This is a genomic window from Tepidibacillus fermentans (assembly GCF_004342885.1).
Classification (GTDB): domain Bacteria; phylum Bacillota; class Bacilli; order Tepidibacillales; family Tepidibacillaceae; genus Tepidibacillus; species Tepidibacillus fermentans.
In genome coordinates, this window is record NZ_SMAB01000007.1 from 56,532 (window position 1) to 78,981 (window position 22,450).

At 36.1% G+C, this 22,450-nt stretch carries 22 protein-coding genes; all 22 read left to right on the forward strand.

Annotated elements, in window-relative coordinates; all coding sequences use genetic code 11:
* Positions 1–10 precede the first annotated feature (10 nt).
* Positions 11–1,267, forward strand: coding sequence for an RIP metalloprotease RseP (gene rseP, locus EDD72_RS06185; protein ID WP_132768368.1), 1,257 nt, complete (start codon positions 11–13; stop codon positions 1,265–1,267).
* Positions 1,268–1,300: 33 nt separating this feature from the next.
* The gene (gene ispG / locus EDD72_RS06190) at positions 1,301–2,362 is read left to right on the forward strand and encodes a flavodoxin-dependent (E)-4-hydroxy-3-methylbut-2-enyl-diphosphate synthase (RefSeq protein WP_132768370.1); all 1,062 of its coding nucleotides are present in this window, start codon (positions 1,301–1,303) and stop codon (positions 2,360–2,362) included.
* Between the two features lie 88 nt (positions 2,363–2,450).
* Positions 2,451–6,743, forward strand: coding sequence for a PolC-type DNA polymerase III (locus EDD72_RS06195; protein ID WP_132768372.1), 4,293 nt, complete (start codon positions 2,451–2,453; stop codon positions 6,741–6,743).
* Between the two features lie 201 nt (positions 6,744–6,944).
* Positions 6,945–7,406: a ribosome maturation factor RimP gene (gene rimP / locus EDD72_RS06200; RefSeq protein ID WP_132768374.1), complete on the forward strand. Its 462-nt coding sequence runs from the start codon at positions 6,945–6,947 to the stop codon at positions 7,404–7,406.
* Positions 7,407–7,427: 21 nt separating this feature from the next.
* Entirely contained in the window at positions 7,428–8,468 is a 1,041-nt protein-coding gene (gene nusA / locus EDD72_RS06205) for a transcription termination factor NusA (protein ID WP_132768376.1), read from the forward strand.
* A 49-nt stretch (positions 8,469–8,517) separates the two neighbouring features.
* Positions 8,518–8,799 carry an RNase P modulator RnpM gene (gene rnpM / locus EDD72_RS06210; RefSeq protein ID WP_132768378.1) on the forward strand — a complete coding sequence of 94 codons (282 nt, stop codon included), beginning with the start codon at positions 8,518–8,520 and terminating at the stop codon, positions 8,797–8,799.
* Positions 8,783–9,088, forward strand: coding sequence for a YlxQ family RNA-binding protein (locus tag EDD72_RS06215; RefSeq protein WP_132768380.1), 306 nt, complete (start codon positions 8,783–8,785; stop codon positions 9,086–9,088). Before rnpM ends, EDD72_RS06215 begins: the two co-directional genes overlap by 17 nt.
* Before the next feature lie 21 nt (positions 9,089–9,109).
* Entirely contained in the window at positions 9,110–11,443 is a 2,334-nt protein-coding gene (gene infB / locus EDD72_RS06220) for a translation initiation factor IF-2 (RefSeq protein ID WP_132768383.1), read from the forward strand.
* Between the two features lie 90 nt (positions 11,444–11,533).
* Positions 11,534–11,890, forward strand: coding sequence for a 30S ribosome-binding factor RbfA (gene rbfA / locus EDD72_RS06225; RefSeq protein ID WP_132768385.1), 357 nt, complete (start codon positions 11,534–11,536; stop codon positions 11,888–11,890).
* A complete protein-coding gene (locus tag EDD72_RS06230; protein WP_132768387.1) occupies positions 11,883–12,878 on the forward strand; it encodes a DHH family phosphoesterase in 996 nt (331 codons plus the stop codon). Before rbfA ends, EDD72_RS06230 begins: the two co-directional genes overlap by 8 nt.
* On the forward strand, positions 12,862–13,779 hold the full coding sequence (gene truB / locus EDD72_RS06235; protein WP_243643788.1) for a tRNA pseudouridine(55) synthase TruB: 918 nt from the start codon (positions 12,862–12,864) through the stop codon (positions 13,777–13,779). Before EDD72_RS06230 ends, truB begins: the two co-directional genes overlap by 17 nt.
* 15 nt (positions 13,780–13,794) lie before the next feature.
* The gene (locus EDD72_RS06240) at positions 13,795–14,733 is read left to right on the forward strand and encodes a bifunctional riboflavin kinase/FAD synthetase (RefSeq protein ID WP_132768389.1); all 939 of its coding nucleotides are present in this window, start codon (positions 13,795–13,797) and stop codon (positions 14,731–14,733) included.
* Between the two features lie 146 nt (positions 14,734–14,879).
* Positions 14,880–15,149, forward strand: a complete 270-nt coding sequence (gene rpsO, locus EDD72_RS06245) for a 30S ribosomal protein S15 (protein ID WP_132768391.1) — start codon at positions 14,880–14,882, stop codon at positions 15,147–15,149.
* Between the two features lie 203 nt (positions 15,150–15,352).
* Positions 15,353–17,446: a polyribonucleotide nucleotidyltransferase gene (gene pnp / locus EDD72_RS06250; protein WP_132768393.1), complete on the forward strand. Its 2,094-nt coding sequence runs from the start codon at positions 15,353–15,355 to the stop codon at positions 17,444–17,446.
* Between the two features lie 75 nt (positions 17,447–17,521).
* The gene (locus EDD72_RS06255; RefSeq protein ID WP_132768395.1) at positions 17,522–18,322 is read left to right on the forward strand and encodes a polysaccharide deacetylase family protein; all 801 of its coding nucleotides are present in this window, start codon (positions 17,522–17,524) and stop codon (positions 18,320–18,322) included.
* Positions 18,322–18,462, forward strand: a complete 141-nt coding sequence (locus tag EDD72_RS12500; RefSeq protein ID WP_165894984.1) for a hypothetical protein — start codon at positions 18,322–18,324, stop codon at positions 18,460–18,462. The genes EDD72_RS06255 and EDD72_RS12500 overlap by 1 nt, the downstream gene beginning before the upstream one ends.
* A 47-nt stretch (positions 18,463–18,509) precedes the next feature.
* On the forward strand, positions 18,510–19,769 hold the full coding sequence (locus EDD72_RS06260; RefSeq protein WP_132768397.1) for a M16 family metallopeptidase: 1,260 nt from the start codon (positions 18,510–18,512) through the stop codon (positions 19,767–19,769).
* The gene (gene dut, locus EDD72_RS06265; protein WP_132768399.1) at positions 19,756–20,199 is read left to right on the forward strand and encodes a dUTP diphosphatase; all 444 of its coding nucleotides are present in this window, start codon (positions 19,756–19,758) and stop codon (positions 20,197–20,199) included. Before EDD72_RS06260 ends, dut begins: the two co-directional genes overlap by 14 nt.
* Positions 20,200–20,223: 24 nt before the next feature.
* Positions 20,224–20,403: an aspartyl-phosphate phosphatase Spo0E family protein gene (locus EDD72_RS06270; protein ID WP_132768401.1), complete on the forward strand. Its 180-nt coding sequence runs from the start codon at positions 20,224–20,226 to the stop codon at positions 20,401–20,403.
* A gap of 120 nt (positions 20,404–20,523) precedes the next feature.
* Positions 20,524–20,769 (forward strand): YlmC/YmxH family sporulation protein, encoded by a 246-nt coding sequence (locus EDD72_RS06275; protein WP_132768403.1) that lies wholly within the window; start codon positions 20,524–20,526, stop codon positions 20,767–20,769.
* 174 nt (positions 20,770–20,943) lie between these two features.
* Positions 20,944–21,840 carry a dipicolinate synthase subunit DpsA gene (gene dpsA / locus EDD72_RS06280; RefSeq protein ID WP_132768405.1) on the forward strand — a complete coding sequence of 299 codons (897 nt, stop codon included), beginning with the start codon at positions 20,944–20,946 and terminating at the stop codon, positions 21,838–21,840.
* A gap of 1 nt (position 21,841) precedes the next feature.
* Complete coding sequence (locus EDD72_RS06285; protein WP_132768407.1) at positions 21,842–22,435, forward strand: dipicolinate synthase subunit B; 594 nt, start codon at positions 21,842–21,844, stop codon at positions 22,433–22,435.
* Positions 22,436–22,450: the final 15 nt, after the last annotated feature.

Here is a 22,450-nt window from a genome sequence, read left to right on the forward strand (position 1 = left end):
TGATGACGATTTGGATATTAAACTAGTGCTTGAAATTATTCTTGTGTTTGTTTCTATCATGTTTATCCATGAACTTGGACACTTTATTTTTGCGAAGAGAGCAGGTATATTTGTAAGGGAGTTTTCTTTAGGGCTAGGTCCTAAGCTTTTTTCTATAAAAAAGGGAGAAACACAGTATTCATTACGAATCCTTCCTTTTGGTGCATATGTACGGATGGCCGGAGAAGATCCTGAAGTTATTGAAATCAAAAGTGGTGATGAAATCGGTGTAAATCTAAATAAAAATGATCAAGTAACCGATATTTTCACCAGTGACATAAAACTGGGTCAAAAAGTGATTCATGTAGAGGAGATTGATCTAGAACGTGAGCTTGAAATAAAGGGAACTGATGAAAATGGACAGTTGATTCAATATCCTGTATCTCGTCAAGCGATCTTACATTATGAAAAACAAAAAGTTCAGATTGCACCATGGGATCGACAATTTAGTTCAAAGTCAATCTTTGATCGTTTCGCAACTGTTTTCGCAGGTCCTTTATTTAATATTTTATTAACCATCGTTTTATTTTTTATTGTTTTTAATATGGTTGGTGTTCCTTCCAACAAAGTTGTATTGGGAGAAATCACCTCTAATTCTCCAGCAGAGAAAGCAGGTCTGCAAGAAGGTGATTGGATTCGTAGTATTAACGGAAAAACAGTAGAATCTACTCAAGATTTTATTGGGTTGATTCAACAATCTCCTAATCAACCATTAAATATTACTATTGATCGACAAGGTGAAGAAAAGACACTTATCGTTATACCACAATTCGATGAAAAAACGAAAACGGGTAGAATTGGTGCCGTTGTTACTCAAGCGCAGAAAAAGGCGACAATTATTGAAGCAGCATCCTATTCTGTTAAAAATACAGTTGCGATGACCAAAGTGATATTAGACGGTTTTAAAATGATTTTGACAGGTCATGTAGGGATGAATGATCTAGCTGGCCCAGTAGGTATCATGAAAATTACCAGTGATGCTGCAAAACAAGGTTTAGCTACATTGTTTAATTGGGCATCTATTTTAAGTTTATACTTAGGAATCTTCAATTTGTTACCGATTCCCGCTTTAGATGGTAGTCGACTACTTTTTTTAACGATAGAAGGATTAAGAGGTAAGCCAATCGATCCTAAAAAAGAGAGTCTCGTTCATCTCATCGGTTTTGCCTTTATGATGTTATTGATGATAATTGTTACCGTAAATGATGTATCACGAATATTTGATTAATCATTGTAAGGAAAACATAAGGTAGGTGCGAACATGTTTAAACGGGAAGAAACAAGACCGGTTTATGTAGGTAATTTACAAATTGGTGGGCAAAGTGATGTTGTGATTCAATCCATGACAACGACAGATACCCGGGATGTTGAAGCAACTGTAGCTCAAATTGAACGTTTAGCGGAAGTAGGCTGTCAGATGGTTCGCTTAGCTGTGATTAATGAAGATGCAGCCCATGCAATTAAGGAAATAAAAAAACGTTCATCACTTCCACTTGTCGCTGATATACACTTCGATTATAAATTAGCTCTTATTGCACTTGAAAATGGAATTGATAAAATCAGAATTAACCCTGGGAATATTGGTTCAATCGACAAAGTAAAAGCTGTCGTTGAAGCATGTCGAGAAAAAAAGGTTCCAATTCGAATCGGGGTCAATTCTGGTTCTATTGAAAAAGAGATCCTTGCCAAGTATGGTCACCCTACTGCAGAAGGACTCGTCGAATCCGCATTGAAGCATGTAAAAATTCTTGAGGAACTTGATTTCTATGATATGGTCATATCATTAAAAGCATCCAATGTTCCGATGATGATAAAGGCTTATCAGCTGATGGCTGAAAAAAGAAACTATCCACTTCATGTTGGGGTTACAGAAGCAGGAACGATCTTTTCTGGGAGTATTAAATCAGCAGTAGGTATTGGTACTGTACTTGCTAATGGAATAGGGGATACCATTAGGGTTTCTCTTACTAGTGATCCAACTGAGGAAATAAAAGTAGCTAAAGAAATTTTAAAGAGCTTAGAAATTCGAACCAATGAACCTGAAATCATTTCTTGTCCTACTTGTGGAAGAATCCAAATTGATCTGTTTAGTTTAGCCAATCGCGTAGAAGAATATCTTCAAACGATTGATAAGCCAATTAAAGTTGCGGTAATGGGTTGTGCGGTGAATGGACCAGGAGAAGCACGCGAAGCAGACGTTGGTGTTGCTGGTGGTCATGGAGAAGGTTTGATTTTTCGACATGGTGAAATTGTGAGAAAAGTAAAAGAGGAAGATCTCTATGAAGAATTAGTAAAAGAAATCGAAGAGATTACAAAGAGCTAAAGAAATATGGTACAATCTTAAGGTTGTACCATTCGCTTTTTTTAGTGATAGTATCTAGTTGATGAGAGAAAAGATAAAAGGTGATTGTATGGGAAATCCAGTAGATAAAAATGAACGGTTTCTTGCACTACTTACCTATGCGAAGATACCGAAGGAAATCATTCAAGAATATTTTACAGAGGGGACAATAGAAAGGGTAGAAATAAGTCGGAAGAATAAGGAATGGACATTTTATTTTGAGTTTCCTAAAATCATTCCATCACTCGTTTTTGAACAAATGTGGAAATCGGTCGTGGAAAGTCTAAAACATATCGCAAGTGTAAAATTTTTTCTACGATTTAAAGGTTTTTTACCAGAGGACTGGATGAATGAATATAAAGATATGATCATCACGCCTTTTCAAACGACTCCAAGTATTTATAATATATTAAAACAATCTGTTTGGCTGATTGACCAGAATAATTTGATCATTCAAGTTTCAAATCAAGCAATGAAGGAAGTATTAGAACACAAACAGTTTGAAACTCAATTAAGAGATATCCTTCAATACTGGTGTGAGAAAAATATAGAGTTTCAAGTTTCTTGTATTGATCAAGAGGAAGTGCTCAACAAATTTTTTGAAGAACGATTAGAAGAAGATATGCAACTTGCACAAGAAGCAATAGTTGCAAAGATTGAAGAAGAACAACCGGAAATCTTAAAGAACGAACAGAGGATTATGTTCGGTTATGAGATAAAAGAAGAACCCACTTCTATTCAAAATATTGTTGAAGAAGAAAAAAGTATTGTAATTCAAGGTACTGTTTTTTCCACAGAATTGAGAGAATTAAAAAGTGGCCGGCTTCTCTTGATGTTCTCAATCACTGATTTCACAGATTCGATTCAAGTCAAAGTCTTTTTAAAAGATTCGAAAGAAAAAGATTCTCTATCAGTTAATACAGGCCAATGGCTAAAAGTGAAAGGACAAGTTCAATATGATCCTTTTGAGAAAGAATTAGTTTTATTAGCTAGAGATATTAATGTGATTGAGCCTGTGGAAAGAAAAGACACAGCGGAAGAGAAAAGAATAGAGCTACACGTTCATACCAATATGAGTGCGATGGATGGAGTCAATTCGATAAAAAAAATCGTGGAACAGGCGAGTAAATGGGGCCATGAAGCCATAGCGATCACCGATCATGGTGTCGTGCAAGCTTTCCCTGAGGCTTATGAAGCAGGACAAAAATATGGTGTAAAAATTGTATATGGTGTAGAAGCAAATGTGGTGGACGATGGTGTGCCTGTCGTGTACCGTGAACAACCTCGGAACTTGCTGGAAGAAACTTATATTGTTTTTGATACTGAAACGACAGGACTTTCAGCAATGTACAATACGATTATTGAAATCGGTGCCGTGAAGGTTAAAAATGGTGAGATTATTGATACTTTTGCGATGTTTGTCGACCCTAAAGAACCATTATCTCCTAAGATTACGGAAATAACAGGGATTACGAATGAGATGCTTCAAGGAGCACCATTAATCGATGAGGCTTTACGAAAGTTTCGTGATTTTGTTGGTAATGGTATTCTTGTCGCTCATAATGCTCGATTTGATATGGGTTTTTTACATATGGGTTACAAAAAGATTGGGGAGGAAGATTTAACCAATCCAGTAATTGATACCGTTGAATTAGCAAGGATGCTCTATCCTAAAATGAAAAACTATAAGCTAAATACCCTTTGTCAGGCATTTAATATTGATTTAACCAATCACCATCGTGCTTACCATGATGCAGAAGCTACTGGAAAACTACTTTGGAAAATGATTGTCGATTTACAAGAAAAACAGATTAAAGATCTCATTCAAATCAATCAAAATATGGGGAAAATGGATGTTTCTCGTCTTCGCCCTTTCCATGTAACGATTCTCGTTAAAAATGAAGTGGGTCTGAAAAATTTATATAAATTGATTTCTAAATCACACCTCGAATATTTTTATCGTATTCCGCGAATTCCTCGAAGCGAATTAATTACTTATCGTGAGGGATTAATTTTTGGCACTGCTTGTCAGAATGGAGAATTATTTGATGCGATGTTAAGCAAGCCACCTGATGAAATCGAAGAGATGGCAAAATTCTACGATTTTATCGAGATCCAACCTCTTAGTCATTACCAACATTTGATTCGAAAGGGAGTTGTTCAAAGTGAAAAAGATATCAAAAATATTCACAAAAGATTCATTCAATTAGGAGAAAAACTAGGTATACCTGTTTGTGTAACAGGAGATGTTCACCATGTTCATCCAACGGAAATAATCAACCGTCAGATATTAGCTTTTAACCAAATTGGTGGTTATCGTTATCATCAACAAGATGATCTTTTCTCTGCCCATTATTTAACGACAAACGAGATGTTTGAAGAATTCTCTTATCTCGATCGGGAGATAGCAAAAAAGATTATTATCGATAATCCCAAAAAAGTGGTTGCAGATGTTGAGGAATTAAAGCCTTTCCCTGATGATCTATTTGCTCCAGTTATCGAAGGATCAGAAGAAGAAATAAGAAAGATGAGTTATGAAACTGCTAAAAATATTTATGGTGACCCATTACCAGAAATCGTTGAAAAGAGACTTGAAAGAGAACTGAATAGTATCATCAATCATGGCTACTCGGTGATTTATTTAATCGCTCACAAATTAGTAAATAAATCTCTAGAAGACGGCTATCTTGTTGGATCTCGAGGATCAGTAGGTTCTTCTCTTGTTGCAACAATGACAAGAATTACGGAAGTAAACCCATTACCTCCTCACTATGTTTGCCCAACATGTAAACACAGTGAGTTTATTCTTGATGGTTCTTATGGTTCTGGATTTGATTTACCAGATAAAAATTGCCCTCGTTGTCAATCAATAATGAGAAAAGATGGACATGATATTCCATTTGAGACTTTTATGGGATTTAAAGGGGACAAAGTTCCTGATATCGACTTAAATTTTTCTGGTGAATATCAACCAAGAGTTCATAAATATACGGAGGAACTATTTGGATCGGATTATGTTTTTCGAGCAGGAACAATTTCAACGGTGGCAGATAAAACCGCTTATGGATATGTGAAGAAATTCATTGAAGAAAAACAAATGAATGTAAGAAATGCTGAAGTTGAACGCTTAGTGTCTGGTTGTACTGGAGTTAAAAGAACGACAGGACAACATCCTGGTGGTCTTATGGTTATCCCTCAATATAAAGATGTGTATGATTTTACCCCGATTCAACGGCCAGCAGACGACCCGAATTCTGATACAATCACAACGCATTTTGATTATCATGCGATTAGTGGACGTTTATTAAAACTAGATATTCTAGGACACGATGATCCAACTGTAATTCGTATGCTACAAGATTTAACGGGGATCGATCCAAAGTCAATACCTGTTGATGATCCAAATGTTTATAGCATTTTTAGCGGAACAGAAGCATTAGGGGTAACCCCTGAACAAATCGGAACAAATTTAGGTTCTTTGGGTATTCCAGAATTCGGAACAAAATTTGTTCGGCAAATGTTAGAAGATACTAAGCCTAAGACATTTGCCGAATTGGTTCGCATCTCAGGTTTATCTCATGGTACTGATGTTTGGTTGAATAACGCTCAGGATATTATTCGCGAAAAGAAGGCTGTTTTATCTGAAGTGATCTCTACCCGAGATGATATTATGGTCTATTTAATTCAAAAGGGATTAGACTCTTCTTTAGCGTTCAAGATTATGGAAAAAGTTCGAAAGGGAAAAGGGTTACAACTAGAGGATATTGAAGAAATGAAGAAATATAATGTGCCTGATTGGTATATAGAATCTTGTCAAAAGATTAAATATATGTTCCCAAAAGCTCATGCTGTGGCATATGTTTTAATGGCAATTCGCATTGCTTACTTTAAGGTTTATTATCCAATTTATTATTATGCGACATATTTTTCTGTCCGTGCTGATGAATTTGATGTGAAGCTTGCGGTAGCAGGATCAAAAGCAATTCGCGATAAAATCAATGAGATTAATGAAAAAGGGGTACAAGCTACACCCAAAGAGAAAGGGCTATTAACTGTCCTTGAATTAGCTCTAGAAATGATTGAACGCGGTTTTCAATTTAAAAATGTGGATTTATTACATTCAGATGCTACAAAGTTTATCGTTGATGAAGATCAAAAAAGCCTCATTCCACCTTTTTCTGCTATTCCTGGGGTTGGTACAAGTGTAGCACAACATATTGTTGAGGCGAGAAACGAAGGAGAGTTTTTATCGATTGAAGATTTTCAGCTTCGCGCCAAGGCGTCTAAAACAGTTGTTGAACTTTTTGAAGAGTATGGATTATTATCAGGACTTCCTAATACGAACCAATTATCATTATTTTAGTGAAAAAATCTTCTAAAATGTATAAAAAGCAGTTTGATTAGAAATTATGGATTATGATATAATCTATTTGGTAATACTGTGGATAGAACTGTTATTTAAAGAGTGGGGTAACCCACTCTTTAGATTTTTTCATGGTTAAAAAGATTTTTTTCTACGCTAGACTTCTCTATATATGATCCACTGAAAGAAAGGGGGAGCATGATGAATCAAAAGATTACGGAAATTGTAGAAAAGATGGTATTGCCAATATTGAAGCAAGAAGATCTTGAATTGGTTGATATCGAATATAAAAAAGAAGGTAGTAATTGGTTTTTACGTATATTTATCGACAAAGAACAGGGTGTTGTCGATTTAGATGATTGTAGTAAGGTAAGTGAACTTTTAAGTAAAGAGTTAGACAAAGTTGATCCAATCGCGAACCCTTACTTCTTAGAAGTTTCTTCTCCAGGAGCAGAACGTCCGTTAAAGAATGAAAAAGATCTACGTAAAGCGATTGGAAAACATGTACATATTACAACTTACGAACCCATTGAAAATCAAAAAGTTTTTGAGGGAGAATTACTCAGTTTTGAAAACGAAGTGGTAACAATAAAAGAGGCTAAAAAAGTATATAAAATCCCTTATAAAAGTGTCGCAAGTGCAAGATTAGCTATTGTTTTTTAAACTTAGAAAGGAGGAGAATCGGTGAATAGGGAATTTATAGAAGCACTTGATCAATTAGAAAAAGAAAAGAATATTAGTAAAGAAGTTATTTTGGAAGCAATTGAAGCAGCTCTTATTTCCGGTTACAAACGAAATTTTCATTCTGCCCAGAATGTTAGGGTTGATTTGAATCGAGAAACAGGTGAGGTTAAAGTTTTTGCAAGAAAAAATGTAGTTGAAGATGTCGTTGATCCTCGTTTTGAGATCTCCATTGATTCTGCAAGAGAGATCAATCCTAATTATCAAATTGATGATATTGTTGAGATTGAAGTGACTCCAAAGGATTTTGGCAGAATTGCGGCCCAAACAGCAAAACAAGTCGTTACACAACGAATCAGAGAAGCAGAACGGGGTATCATTTATGAAACCTTTATCGATAAGGAAGAGGATATCGTCACTGGGATCGTTCAAAGACAGGATTCTCGTTACATTTATATAGATTTGGGTAAAATTGAGGCTTTGCTTCCACTTAATGAACAAATGCCAACAGAGAGGTTCAAACAAGGGGATCGAGTGAAAGTTTATATTACAAAGGTAGAAAAGACGACGAAAGGTCCTGTTATTTTTGTCTCGAGAACACATCCAGGCTTATTAAAACGATTATTTGAATTAGAGGTTCCTGAGATTTATGAAGGGGTTGTCGAAATTAAATCTATTGCAAGAGAAGCTGGTTACCGTTCAAAGATCGCTGTTTATTCTCATAACGAGGATGTCGATCCAGTAGGTGCTTGTGTAGGTCCTAAAGGCGCTAGGGTTCAAACGATTGTGAACGAGTTAAAAGGTGAAAAGATCGACATTGTAAAATGGTCAAAAGATATTGAGGTCTTCATTTCAAATGCGTTAAGTCCGTCAAAGGTTGTGAGTGTGGATATCAATGAAGAGACAAAAATTGCGACAGTGATCGTTCCTGATTACCAACTTTCCTTGGCTATTGGAAAAGAAGGTCAAAACGCAAGATTAGCTGCAAAACTAACGGGGTGGAAAATCGACATTAAGAGTGAATCGCAGTTCGAAAAAGAGTAACTGGTGGTGGCAATCATTATTTGTAAGTGATTTAAGGAGTGGGATGAAAATGAAGAAAAAGAAAATTCCAATGAGAAAATGTGTTGCCTGCCAAGAGATGAAACCAAAAAAAGAATTGATTCGCGTCGTTCGTACACCAGAAATGGAAATTATGATTGATTTAACAGGGAAGAAATCAGGTCGTGGTGCCTATCTTTGCTTAAATGAAGAATGTCTTCATTTAGCGAAAAAGAAAAAGACATTAGAAAAAGCATTAGAAGTTAAACTAGGAGAAGAAATTTACCAACAGCTGCAATTGGAGTTGGAAAAGTCTAATGAACAAATTCGATAAAATTTTATCTTTTTTGGGATTAGCTGCAAAAGCGAGAAAAATTATCACAGGGGAAGAATTGGTCGTAAACGCTATCCAGGAACAGAAAGTTTTTTTTGTACTATTATCGACAGATGCTTCAGAGAATATAAAGAAAAAGATTTTAAATAAATGTGAGTATTACCAAATCCCTTATCGAATTCAATTTTCTCGTGAACAACTCGGACATGCAATTGGCAAAACTTCTCGTGTTGTGATCGGAATTACTGATTTTGGATTTAGTAAAAAATTACAAGAATTAACGGAGTAGAAATCTGGAGGTGAAGTTTCATTGGGTAAAATTCGAGTTTATGAATATGCGAAAGAGCATCAGATGCAAAGTAAAGAACTTATTCAAATTTTAAAGAAATTAAATATACCGATTAGCAACCATATGAGCGTTCTCGATGATGAGATGATCCAAAAAATAGAGGAGTATCTGCGAAAATTAAGACAAGGGCTTGATCCTGTAAATCATAAAGAACAGAAGCAACAACAAAAACCAAATGGAATGAATAAAAGGCAGAAGCCTCAATCTAAACCATCTAAGAAAAATGTTCAACAATCACCAACAAAGAAATCAGATCACCATCTGAAAAAAGACCAAAAACCTATGAATCAAGAGGGACTACAAAACGTGGAACATTATCAGGATGAAGACAACTACTTAAAAAAGAACAAAAAAAGCTTTTTTGAAGAAAGTGAATCGATCGGAAAAACAAAAAAGAAAACAAAACCGAACCAAAAACGATTTGATGATAATAAAGTTAGCGACCATCGAGATCTTAATAAGAAAATCAAAGGAAATCAGAAAAAGAAGAAAAACTCTCAAAATGAGACAGTGGTTTCATCACAATCAACTGAAAAACAGAAGACACCAAAGAAGATCATCTACACAGGTTCAATGTCGGTTGGTGAATTAGCGAAACAGTTAGGAAAAGAGTCATCAGAAATCATTAAAAAACTCTTATTCTTAGGAATAATGGCTACGATCAATCAAGAGATTGAACTTGAAGCGATCCAATTAATCGCCGAAGAGTATGGTGTTGAAGTAGAGGAAAAAATTGAGGTAGATGAATCTCAGTTTGAATTACTAGACGAGCCAGATAAAGAAGAAGATTTAGTCGAACGGCCTCCTGTTGTAACCATTATGGGCCATGTTGACCATGGAAAAACAACCCTTTTAGATGCAATTCGTCATTCGAAAGTAGCTGCAGGGGAAGCAGGTGGTATTACTCAACACATTGGTGCATACCAAGTCATGATCAATGGAAAGAAAATTACTTTCTTAGATACACCAGGTCACGCCGCCTTTACAAGTATGCGAGCACGTGGTGCACAAGTTACCGATATCACGATCCTAGTTGTAGCTGCCGATGATGGAGTCATGCCACAAACCATTGAAGCAATTAACCATGCAAAAGCTGCGAATGTACCGATTATTGTTGCGGTAAATAAAATGGATAAAGAAAATGCAAATCCAGATCGTGTCAAACAAGAACTGACTGAACATGGTCTGATTCCAGAGGAATGGGGCGGTGATACCATTTATGTCCCTATTTCGGCATTAAAACAAGAAGGTTTAGACGAACTGTTAGAAATGATTCTCTTAGTAGCAGAAATGCAAGGGTTAAAAGCAAATCCAAATCGTCTTGCAAGAGGAACGATTATTGAATCCCAACTCGATAAAGGTAGAGGGGCAGTAGCTACCGTTCTAGTCCAAAAAGGGACATTACGTGTAGGTGATCCGATCGTTGCAGGAACAACCTATGGTAAAGTACGGGCAATGGTTAATGACCGTGGTAAGAGGATTAAAGAAGCTGGTCCTTCAACACCAGTAGAAATTACCGGTCTAAATGAAGTACCAAATGCTGGAGATCCTTTCATTGTCTTTGAAGAAGAAAGAAAGGCAAGATTAATTGGGGAAAAACGTGCATTAAAACTAAGGGAAAGTGAATTAAACGCAACTTCTCGTGTTACACTGGATGATCTATTTAAACAGATTCAAGAGGGCGAAGTAAAAGAACTTAACGTTATTATAAAGGGTGATGTGCAAGGGTCAGTTGAGGCATTACAAGGAGCATTAGAGAAAATTGATATTGAAGGTGTTCGAGTAAAAGTGATCCATAAGGGAGTAGGCGCAATAACTGAGACAGATGTTACTTTAGCCTCTGCTTCCAATGCGATTATTATTGGCTTCAATGTACGACCTGAGCCGCAAGCTAGAACATCCGCAGAAAGAGAAAAAGTAGATATTCGTTTACATCGAATTATTTATAATGTCATTGACGAAATTGAAGCAGCACTTAAAGGAATGTTGGAGCCTGAATACCATGAGGTGATAATGGGTAGGGCTGAAGTTAGACAAGTATTTAAAGCTTCTAATGTTGGAACGATTGCTGGATGCTATGTGACAGAAGGTAAGATCGTAAGAAGTGCTTCTGCTCGGGTTATTCGTGATGGGATCGTTATTTTTGAAGGACAAATCGATTCACTAAAACGATTCAAAGATGATGTAAGAGAAGTTGCACAAGGATATGAATGTGGAATAACTTTGCAAAACTTTAATGATATTAAAGAAGGAGACATTATTGAAGCCTTTATGATGGAAGCAGTGAAAAAATAATCGTGGGATCGCGTTCTTCACCTTTTAGAAATTGATCATGTACTAGAAGTGATTTTTTTTCAATAGATTATTGTTAAATGAGGTGTAACCATGTCAAAACTCCGTGTAGGAAGAGTAGGTGAACAGATTAAAAAAGAAATCAGTCAGATACTCCAATACGATCTTAAAGATCCTCGTATCGGTTTTGTAACGGTAACGGCAGTAAAGGTTACTGGTGATCTCTCACAAGCAACGGTTTATATTAGCATTATGGGTGATGAAGATGCCATCAAATCCTCATTATTTGCCTTAGAAAAAGCAAAAGGTTATATAAGATCTGAGATTGGTAAAAGGATACGTCTACGGCATACACCCGAGTTGATTTTTAAACTAGACGAATCGATTGCATATGGAAGTAAAATAGAGGGACTTCTGAGAAATTTAAAAGGAGAGCAAAATCATGAATGATTACAAAGAGCAATTAACTGAAGCTGCTCGATTCATTCATCAAAATGACAATTTTTTAATTGTGTCCCACGTCAATCCAGACGGGGACACGATCTCTTCTTCATTAGCTTTGGCTCATCTATTAAAAGACTTAGGTAAATCTTTTCACCTAGTCAACCAAGATGAAATTCCAAAAAGGTTTCAATTCTTACCTCTGGCCGATCAAATCCAGATAATGACTCATATGAGTGAAAAGTTTTCAGCGATCATATCTGTCGATGTTGCAGATCGATCAAGAATGGGTGCAATTGATTCCCTTATGTACGATCACACCAAAATTCTAAATATCGACCATCATCCGACAAATGACCATTTTGGTGATGTGAATTTGGTTTTGCCAACTGCTGCAGCAACCGCTGAAGTCATGTATGATTTAGCACATCAACTTCAAGTTCATTTTCATAGAGATCTAGCTACTTGTATCTATACAGGATTACTTACTGACACAGGTGGATTTCGTTATGCAAATACATCAGCTAAGGTCATGAGAATTGCAGCAGAATTATTAGAATATGGAGTTTCGCCAAGTAAAATTGCTGAAATTACATTGGAAACGATTACTCCTGGTCATATTCAAATTTTAAAAATAGCTCTATCAAAATTAGAAATCATTGAAGATGGAAAAATTGCTTGGACGTTTCTTGAAAAAAAAGATCTACCGGCTAAGACCCTACATGATGAAACAGAGGGCATTGTTAATTATTGTCGGAATATTGAAGGTGTAGAAGTTGGTGTTTTTTTTAAAGAAACAGACGATCAGGTGATCAAGGTAAGCCTTCGTTCAAAAAATATAATCGATGTTGGTGCCATTGCAAAGTCTTTTGGTGGTGGCGGCCACGCACGAGCTGCTGGCTATACTTTTCACGGCTCTTTAGAAGAAGCAAAATCAATCCTACGCCATAAAATAACGAAAGACGAAGGATGGAATCATCTTGGAAACGAATTCTAGATTAGATGGCGTTATACCAATTTTTAAACCAAAAGGGATGACGTCCCACGATGTAGTTGCGAAACTAAGAAGAATGTTAAAAATCAAACGCATTGGTCACACTGGTACATTAGATCCTGATGTTACGGGGGTACTCCCTGTTTGTATTGGGAAAGCAACTCGCATTGCTGAATATATTATGGATCTTCCTAAATCTTATCAAGGCCAAGTTACACTCGGGATCGCAACAACAACCGAAGATGCAACAGGTGAAGTTGTTGAGGAAAAAGAAGTGAAGGATATTTCTAAAGAACAGATTAGTCATATGCTTCAATCCTTTATCGGTGAGATCGAGCAAATTCCACCAATGTATTCATCCGTAAAAATTGATGGTCAACGTTTATATCAATTGGCGCGAAAAGGGGAAACAGTAGAGAGAAAGCCAAGAAAAGTACGGATTTATCAATTAGATATGATTGAATATCATCCATCCAAACACCCACAAATTGATTTTTCAGTAACGTGTTCTAAAGGCACCTATGTACGGACCCTTTGTGTAGATATTGGAAAAAAACTGGGCTATCCAGCTCATATGTCGAACCTAATTAGAACAAAAAGTGGCCCTTTTCAGTTAGAAGAAACGTACACCCTTGAGGAGATTGAACAAATAGTTGCTACCCAGAAATTAAAACAAGCCATTGTTCCAATGTCGGAATCATTACCTCACTTACCGAAAGTTACAATACCAGAAGAAGAAGTTGAAAAAAAGATTTATAATGGACAAAGAATTGAACTCGAATTATCATTGTCATATGAAGGACTTGTTAGAATTTGTGATTCCGAAGGGAATTTAGTTGCTCTTTATATCAAGAAAAAAAATGAAAAGATTGCAAAACCGAAAAAGGTGTTTAAGGACGACTAAGATAGGGTGACTAGAATGCAGGTATTTGAACTCACATATCCATTAAAGGAAAGGGACTATGAACCAAGTATCGTAGCGATAGGATTTTTTGATGGGGTACATTTAGGACATCAAAAAGTAATTAAAAGAGCTTGTGAGATTGCTAGATCTCGTAACTTAGTATGTGGTGTGATGACATTTGATCCTCATCCCAAACAAGTAATGGGTATAAAAGATAAAATTGATCAAATCACACCGATTCACAGTAAGCTGAAACAACTGGAGACATTACATGTAGATTTCACTTATATCATCCAATTTACCAAAGAGTTTGCCAATATTTCACCAGAGGAATTTGTAGAAAATATTTTATTGAAATTAAATGTTCGTGGTATCGTTGTAGGATTTGATTTTACTTTTGGTTATAAAGGATTAGGTACTCCCAAAACATTAGTAGAATTAAGCCAGGGTTATTTTACGGTGGATGTCATCGATTCTTATAACTATAAAAGGGAAAAAATTAGTAGTACAAGGGTTAGAGACCGTTTACTTTCAGGTGATATCCATGAGGTACGTTCTTTACTTGGAAGAAACTATTCTTTTTATGGTCGTGTAGTGCGTGGGGATCAACTGGGTCGCACCATTGGTTTCCCTACAGCGAATCTTGAACTATTAGAGGATTATCTAATTTTAAAAAATGGAGTATATGTAGTAAAGGTGAATTTCCAAGGTAAAACGTATCCTGGTGTCATGAATATCGGTTATAAACCAACGGTAAAACAAAATCTAAAGTCCCCAACTTATGAAGTCCATCTAATAGATTTTGATGGGGATCTATATGGACAAATACTAGAAGTGGAATTGCTTGATTATATTAGAGGAGAAAAAAAATTCTCAGGAATTCATGAATTAAAAGAACAAATCTATAAAGATACCCTTGAAGCGAAAAAGGCTTTTGTTAATATAGAAAGATAATTTTTTTTGATTTGCAATCATGAATATGTTATACTAAATTTCGGTTGTTTATCTTTAGTATAAATGATCAAAATACCTATTCTCGGACTAACGAATCACCGACGTTTTTCTTGGAATAGGAGTAAACTTTAAGGGAGGTGAAAAGGATGGCATTAAGTCAAGAGCGTAAACAACAACTAATTAATGAGTTTAAAGTTCATGAAACGGATACAGGATCTCCAGAGGTTCAAATTGCTATCCTAACTGAGAAGATCAATTATTTAAATGAACATTTACGTGTTCACAAAAAAGATCATCATTCACGTCGTGGGCTCTTAAAAATGGTAGGTCAGCGTCGTAATCTTTTAAATTACTTAAAAGATAAAGACATTCAACGTTATCGCGAATTGATCGACAAATTAGGATTACGTAGATAATGAGAGTTTATACCTAATTTGTTATTCATCTGAAAAAGCGGGGGGAAACCCGCTTTTTGCTTTACCAAAGGTACATATCTTTATTCAATACAAACCGAACATAAAAAATCTATTTTACCATTTTATAAAGAAAAAAAGCAGGAAATAATAAATATTATGTAGAATTTCTCATTGAACGATTGAGAGGAGGCAATAATAATTTCATGGACAAAAAAGTATACGAACTAGATCTAGCTGGAAGACCTCTTATACTTGAAACAGGTCAATTAGCAAAACAGGCCAATGCTTCTGTATTGGTTCGTTACGGAGATACAGCCGTTTTAGTAGCGGTTACCGCATCAAAAGACGCGAAAGATCTCGACTTCTTCCCGCTTACAGTGAATTATGAAGAACGACTTTATGCAGTTGGGAAAATACCTGGGGGATTTATTAAACGAGAAGGAAGGCCAAGTGAAAAGGCCATTTTAGCTTCAAGACTTATTGATCGCCCCATTCGTCCCTTATTTCCAGATGGATTTCGCAATGAGGTTCAGATTTATGCCACTGTGATGTCAGCTGATCCGAACTGTCCATCGGAGATTGTAGCGCTTATTGGAACATCTGCGGCACTTTCTATTTCCGATATCCCATTTATGGGACCAATTGCAGGGGTTATTGTCGGAAGAGTAGATGGTCAATTTGTGATTAATCCAACCGTTGATGAAATGGCAAAAAGTGATATTCATCTCGTTGTAGCAGGTACAAAAGATGCAATTAATATGGTAGAGGCAGGAGCAAAAGAAGTCCCCGAGGAAACCATGTTGGAAGCGATTATGTTTGGTCATGAGAAAATAAAAGAGTTGATTGCATTCCAAGAAAAAATGATTGCTGAAGTTGGTAAAGAGAAGATGGAAATTGTTCTTCATCAAATCGATCCCGATATTGATGAAGCAGTAAGAGCTTATGCAAAAGATCGACTCCTTGAAGCGATTCAAATTGAAGAAAAACAAGCAAGACAGGATGCGATTGATCAGATAACAAATGAAACACTTGAACATTTTACTGAGACTTATCCAGATCAACTAGCGATGGTAGCTGAAGTTGTACATCATATTGTGAAAGAAGAAGTAAGGCGTTTGATTCTTTTCGAGGGAAAAAGACCCGATGGAAGAAAACTTGATGAGATTCGTCCTATTAGTTGTGAAGTAGGCTTATTACCGCGAACTCATGGTTCAGGTTTGTTTACTCGCGGACAAACACAAGCATTGAGCGTTTGTACACTTGGAGCATTAGGCGACGTTCAAATTCTTGATGGGCTTGATCTGGAAGAATCAAAACGATTCATGCATCATTATAATTTTCCACCCTATAGCGTTGGTGAAGCTAGACCAATGAGAGGTCCTGGAAGGCGTGAAATTGGTCACGGTGCATTAGGTGAGAGAGCTTTGGAGCCAATTATTCCACCTGAAGATGTATTTCCTTATACGATTCGCTTAGTCTCTGAAGTGCTCGAATCCAATGGATCAACTTCTCAGGCAAGCATTTGTGCGAGTACACTCGCTTTAATGCATGCTGGTGTACCGATTAAGGCCCCTGTAGCTGGTATAGCCATGGGATTAGTCAAAGAAGGAGATCGCGTTGCAGTTTTAACTGATATTCAAGGGATGGAAGACCATCTAGGTGATATGGATTTCAAGGTTGCTGGAACGAGCCAAGGTGTAACAGCATTACAGATGGATATCAAAATCAGTGGTATTGATCGCAACATTTTACAAAAAGCATTAGAACAAGCAAGAACTGGTCGACTTTTTATTTTAGAAAAAATGCTAGCAACCATATCAGAACCTAATGAACAACTTTCGGAATATGCTCCTAAGATTACAATTCTCAAGATTAACCCAGACAAAATTCGTGATGTGATTGGCCCAAGTGGGCGGGTTATTAATAAAATTATTGAAGAAACAGGGGTAAAAATTGATATTGAACAAGATGGTCGTATCTATATTGCTTCTATTGATCCTGTTCAAAATGACCGTGCTAAGAAAATGATTGAAGATATTGTACGGGAAGTCGAAGTCGGGCAAACCTATTTAGGTACAGTTAAACGAATTGAGAAATTTGGAGCCTTTGTTGAGATCTTCCAAGGAAAAGAAGGACTCGTACATATTTCTCAATTAGATGTAAAACGGATTGAAAAAGTAGAAGATGCTGTTAAAGTTGGAGATCAAATTCTTGTAAAAGTAACAGAGATTGACAACCAAGGACGGATCAACCTATCGAGAAAAGCCGTTTTGAAAGATCAAGAAAATAGTAATTAAGAATAATGAGTAAAAGGGTCAGATTTCATCTGTCTCTTTTTTATTGTTCTATACAATCTCCGTTTTCAATAAATAATGGTCTTTATCGTTAGTGGTATTGCGAACTCTTATTTTGTTGCTGAATATCTTGATCAAGTAAAAAACCAAGTCGTATGGAATAGCAAGACAGATTTGGTCAATTTCGTTCATACTTATGCACAAAAAAACAATCAATTACCGATTGAACCTAAAATTGATCCAGTATGGAAGTTAATCCCTGGTTATAATGGTTTAATTGTCGATGAAGAAACCACGATCAAATCTGCAATAGAGGGAAATGTAAAATCGCTGAATGATTTACATTTTATCTGGAAAGAAATTGAACCAAAAACCAAAATTAATGAACTAAAACCTTATCCTATTTATCGAGGTAATCCGCAAAAATCGATGGTCTCTTTGATGATTAACGTGGCCTGGGGCACAGAACATTTAGATTCGATTTTAAAGACATTAGAAAAAGATAAAGTGAGAGCTACATTTTTCTTTGATGGAAGTTGGGTGAAAAAAAATCCAGAGATGGCTAGACGAATTGTAAGTGAAGGGCATGAGGTTGGTAATCATGCTTACTCACACCCACTAATGAGTCGACTAACCAATGAGAAAATCAAAGAAGAACTGCAGAAAACAGAGAAGATCATCTATCAAACGACAAAGCACAAATCAACTTATTTTGCACCACCTTCTGGTGATTATGATCAGCGAGTCGTTGATATTGCTGCAAATCTTCATTTAAGAACTGTCTTATGGACAATTGATACGATCGATTGGCAAAAATCTTCACCTGATGCGATTATCGAACGAATCATTCCTAAGATTGATAAAGTTACCTGGTGTTGATGCACCCGACTGAAGCAACGGCAAAAGCACTACCAAAACTTTTACAAGAAATTAAAAGAAAAGGATTAAAAATCGGTACGGTGCAAGAAACTTTATCAACTAAGAGAATTCTACCGGTTGAGCCAATACCCAAATTTTGATATAGTGATTATTACAATGTTAACTATTGCCTTATAGGAGGATATACGTGATACAACGATATACATTACAAAACGGTCTTCGAGTGATTATTGAAGATATACCGACTGTTCGCTCGGTAGCTCTTGGAATATGGATAGGAACTGGTTCTCGCAATGAGACATTAGAAAATAACGGTATATCTCATTTTATTGAACACATGCTTTTTAAGGGAACAAAAAACAGAACTGCTCAGGAAATTGCTGAAGTATTTGATTCGATTGGCGGGAATGTAAATGCATTTACATCTAAAGAATATACCTGCTATTATGCTAAAGTTTTAGATGAACATGTTGAGCTTGGGCTAGATGTTTTATCTGATATGTTTTTTCATTCAACATTTGATAAGGATGAGTTAGATCGGGAACGAAAAGTGATTATCGAAGAAATTAAAATGTACGAAGATACTCCAGATGATCAAGTTCATGATCTAATAGCGAAAGCCTCCCATGGTGAACACCCATTAGGATATACGATTTTAGGAACGGAAGAGATCCTCAATTCCATTACATTCGATTCAATTGAAGAGTATTTAAATAAGAGGTATACTGTTGAAAATACAGTATTAACCATTGCTGGGAATATTCCTAAAGATATTTTAGCAATTGTTGAAAAGTATTTTGGCCAATTTAATCATCATGGAGAACAACAAACAGAACGAAAAGCAAGTTTTCAACCTTCTGAAGTTATTAAATCAAAACAAACCGAACAAGCTCATTTAACTTTTGCCTTACCTGGACTACCAGTTACCGATCCAGATATTTATTCTTTGATCTTATTGAATAACATTATTGGCGGTAGTATGAGTTCACGGTTTTTTCAAGAAATAAGAGAAAAACGCGGACTTGCTTATTCTGTTTTTTCTTATCATACTTCATATAAAGATACGGGTTTATTCACTATTTATGCGGGTACTGCACCAAACCAAGTAAACGATGTTGTCGATCTCATTCAACTGTTATTAGTTGAAATTAAACAAAATGGAATTACGGAGAAAGAAATCAACAAGGGCAAAGAGCAATTAAAAGGAAATCTGATGCTCAGTTTAGAAAGTACAAACAGCCGTATGAGTCGATTAGGGAAAAATGAGTTATTATTGGGAAAACATCTCTCCCTCGATGAAATGATTCAAAAAATTGATCAAGTGACTCATGATTCCATTCAAAGGATTATTTCAAAGGTATTTCATCATCCTTTTGCTTTTTCGATGATTAGCCCATTAGATCAATTACCACAAACATATAGGAGGGATTTACTTGTATCCAATTAAAATTAAAAGATTACCAGGATATGACCATGCAAAAATCCCTCAAAGAATGTCCGAAGGAGCAAGTGGTTTTGATATTTTTGCAGCAATAAACGAACCGATCAGACTAAGAGCAGGTGAAAGAAGATTAATCCCTACTGGTTTTGCGATTGAGATGCCGATTGGGGTTGAAGCACAGATACGACCTAGAAGTGGATTGGCCTTAAAACATGGCATCAGTATATTAAATACTCCTGGAACCATTGATGCGGATTATCGTGGAGAAGTCGGAGTTATTATCATAAATTTAGGACAAGAAGACTTTGAGATTAAACCTGGTGACCGTATTGCTCAACTGGTATTTGTGGAAGTTCCAAAAGTCACTTTGGAAGAAGTTGAGGAATTAAGTGATTCAACGAGGGGTACAGGCGGCTTTGGACATACAGGTAGATAATTTTTATAAAAAAGAGGGGAAAAAATGAATAACGAAACAGAAGATATACTGATTCGTGAGATAGAGAGAATTCGAAAAGAATTACATCAGAAGGTGGGTACGGAACCAATCAAAACACATGATGTATTGATGAAAGATGACCTTTTGGAATTAAGTAGAGATTTAGACAAATTGATTATTCAATATATGAATCGAAAGAAGTAATATGATAAACATTTGACTGCCGAAATGGCAGTTTTTTTTTAGAAAATCCCTATCTCCTATTTAGTTCTTTTTTTTATTTACCAAGCATAGTAAGAAAACGAAGAGAAAGGAGTGAGCGGTGTGAGATTTAGTGAATTAAGTGGAAAAGAGATTGTTGATTTAAACAATGGTGAACGAATTGGTACTATTGGTCCAACCGATATGGTAATAGATCCAAATACAGGAAAGATAGAAGGGTTGGTTATACCAAAAGGGAAGCGTTTCGGTAAAGCAAAAGAAGAATTTTATATTCCGTGGACATCGATTCGAAAAATTGGTCCAGCAATTATTATTGTAGAAAATCACAATTCATTAAAAACAACTTAAAAGTATATTTGTTCCGCAACTTTGTTCCTTAGTAGTCACCTCTTTCTGGGCTCTCGAATATGATAATTGAAGAAAAAAGCAAAGATTTAAATGGTAAACCGTTATGAAATCATTTAGACCTGCTTTGCATTTTCTCTTTTTTCGAGTAAAATGTGTGGAAAGGGGTAACTCCAAGTGCTTACTGGAATTCATGTTGCTTTCATCGGTGGTGACGCCAGACAATTGGAAGTGATCAAAAAATGCATCGAAATGGATGCAAATGTAACCCTCATTGGTTTTGACAATTTAGATAGTAAATTTCCAGGTGTGCATCTAAAGGAATTAGAAGCTGATTCTTTTATTGATGTCGATGCGATTGTTCTTCCGATTGTGGGTACAGATGATGAAGGTAATGTAGAGAATATTTTTAGTCAAAAACGATTGGTGTTAACGAAGGATCATTTAGTCAAACTTCCTAAGAAAAGTATCATATATACTGGAATGGCGAAACCATACTTACGAAATCTTTGTAATGACTTAAAGATTACACTTGTTGAATTGCTCGATCGCGATGATGTAGCCATTTATAATTCCATACCTACTGTTGAAGGTACATTGATGATGGCGATCCAAAATACAGATTTTACGATTCACGGATCCAACGCAATGGTACTAGGCTTTGGAAGAACTGGTATTACGTTGGCACGAGTGCTTAAAGCGTTAGGAGCTAATGTTAAAGTAGGTGCCAGAAGACCTGATCATATGGCGAGAATCTATGAAATGGGATTTTTTCCTTTTCATACAAATGATTTAGAGCAACATGTCTCTGATGTAGATTTATTGTTTAACACCATTCCCCAATTAATTGTCACTGCTAAAGTAATTGCCAATATGCCATATCATTCCTTAATTATTGATTTAGCTTCAAAACCTGGTGGTACAGATTTTCGCTATGCAGAAAAAAGAGGGATCAAAGCGCTTTTAGCTCCCGGTTTACCTGGAATCGTCGCTCCGAAAACAGCTGGACAAATCATTGCAAATGTTTTAGCCAGACTGTTAGATGAACAAACAGGAGACCAAGGGGGTAAATAATATGGACTTAAAAGGGAAAACCATTGGCTTTGGTTTGACAGGTTCCCATTGTACGTTTGCTGAAGTGATGCCTGAAGTCCAAAAATTAGTAAATGCAGGAGCAAATGTGATCCCGATTATCAGCTATGCTGTACAAACCACAGATACGCGTTTTGGAAGAACATTAGATTGGCAAAAACAACTAAAGGATATAACAGGGAATGAAATTATTGCTACAATCGTTGAGGCAGAACCCATTGGTCCTAAGGGATTATTAGACATCATGGTCATAGCGCCAGCAACGGGAAATACCATTAGTAAGTTGGCGAATGCCATCACAGATTCTCCAGTATTAATGGCGGCTAAAGGTCAACTTCGAAACCAAAAACCAGTCGTCGTTGCTGTCTCTACAAATGATGGTTTAGGCTTAAATGGAGTAAATATCGGTAGGTTATTGGCAACGAAGAACATCTTTTTTGTTCCATTTGGTCAAGACTCACCAATGAAAAAGCCTAATTCTTTAGTTGCCCGAATGGAACTTATTAAAGAAACATGTGAAGAAGCATTAGAATACCGTCAATTGCATCCTGTTCTTGTGGAAAAATTTAAATATTAATTTTTTTAAAAAAAA

What these genes read in the sequence shown, in the direction of transcription:
- ispG (WP_132768370.1), top strand. Translation starts at nt 1,301, where the DNA reads ATGTTTAAACGGGAAGAAACAAGACCGGTTTATGTAGGTAATTTACAA.
- EDD72_RS06195 (WP_132768372.1), top strand. Translation starts at nt 2,451, where the DNA reads ATGGGAAATCCAGTAGATAAAAATGAACGGTTTCTTGCACTACTTACC.
- rimP (WP_132768374.1), top strand. Translation starts at nt 6,945, where the DNA reads ATGAATCAAAAGATTACGGAAATTGTAGAAAAGATGGTATTGCCAATA.
- rnpM (WP_132768378.1), top strand. Translation starts at nt 8,518, where the DNA reads ATGAAGAAAAAGAAAATTCCAATGAGAAAATGTGTTGCCTGCCAAGAG.
- EDD72_RS06215 (WP_132768380.1), top strand. Translation starts at nt 8,783, where the DNA reads ATGAACAAATTCGATAAAATTTTATCTTTTTTGGGATTAGCTGCAAAA.
- rbfA (WP_132768385.1), top strand. Translation starts at nt 11,534, where the DNA reads ATGTCAAAACTCCGTGTAGGAAGAGTAGGTGAACAGATTAAAAAAGAA.
- EDD72_RS06230 (WP_132768387.1), top strand. Translation starts at nt 11,883, where the DNA reads ATGAATGATTACAAAGAGCAATTAACTGAAGCTGCTCGATTCATTCAT.
- EDD72_RS06240 (WP_132768389.1), top strand. Translation starts at nt 13,795, where the DNA reads ATGCAGGTATTTGAACTCACATATCCATTAAAGGAAAGGGACTATGAA.
- rpsO (WP_132768391.1), top strand. Translation starts at nt 14,880, where the DNA reads ATGGCATTAAGTCAAGAGCGTAAACAACAACTAATTAATGAGTTTAAA.
- pnp (WP_132768393.1), top strand. Translation starts at nt 15,353, where the DNA reads ATGGACAAAAAAGTATACGAACTAGATCTAGCTGGAAGACCTCTTATA.
- EDD72_RS06255 (WP_132768395.1), top strand. Translation starts at nt 17,522, where the DNA reads ATGGTCTTTATCGTTAGTGGTATTGCGAACTCTTATTTTGTTGCTGAA.
- EDD72_RS12500 (WP_165894984.1), top strand. Translation starts at nt 18,322, where the DNA reads ATGCACCCGACTGAAGCAACGGCAAAAGCACTACCAAAACTTTTACAA.
- EDD72_RS06270 (WP_132768401.1), top strand. Translation starts at nt 20,224, where the DNA reads ATGAATAACGAAACAGAAGATATACTGATTCGTGAGATAGAGAGAATT.
- EDD72_RS06285 (WP_132768407.1), top strand. Translation starts at nt 21,842, where the DNA reads ATGGACTTAAAAGGGAAAACCATTGGCTTTGGTTTGACAGGTTCCCAT.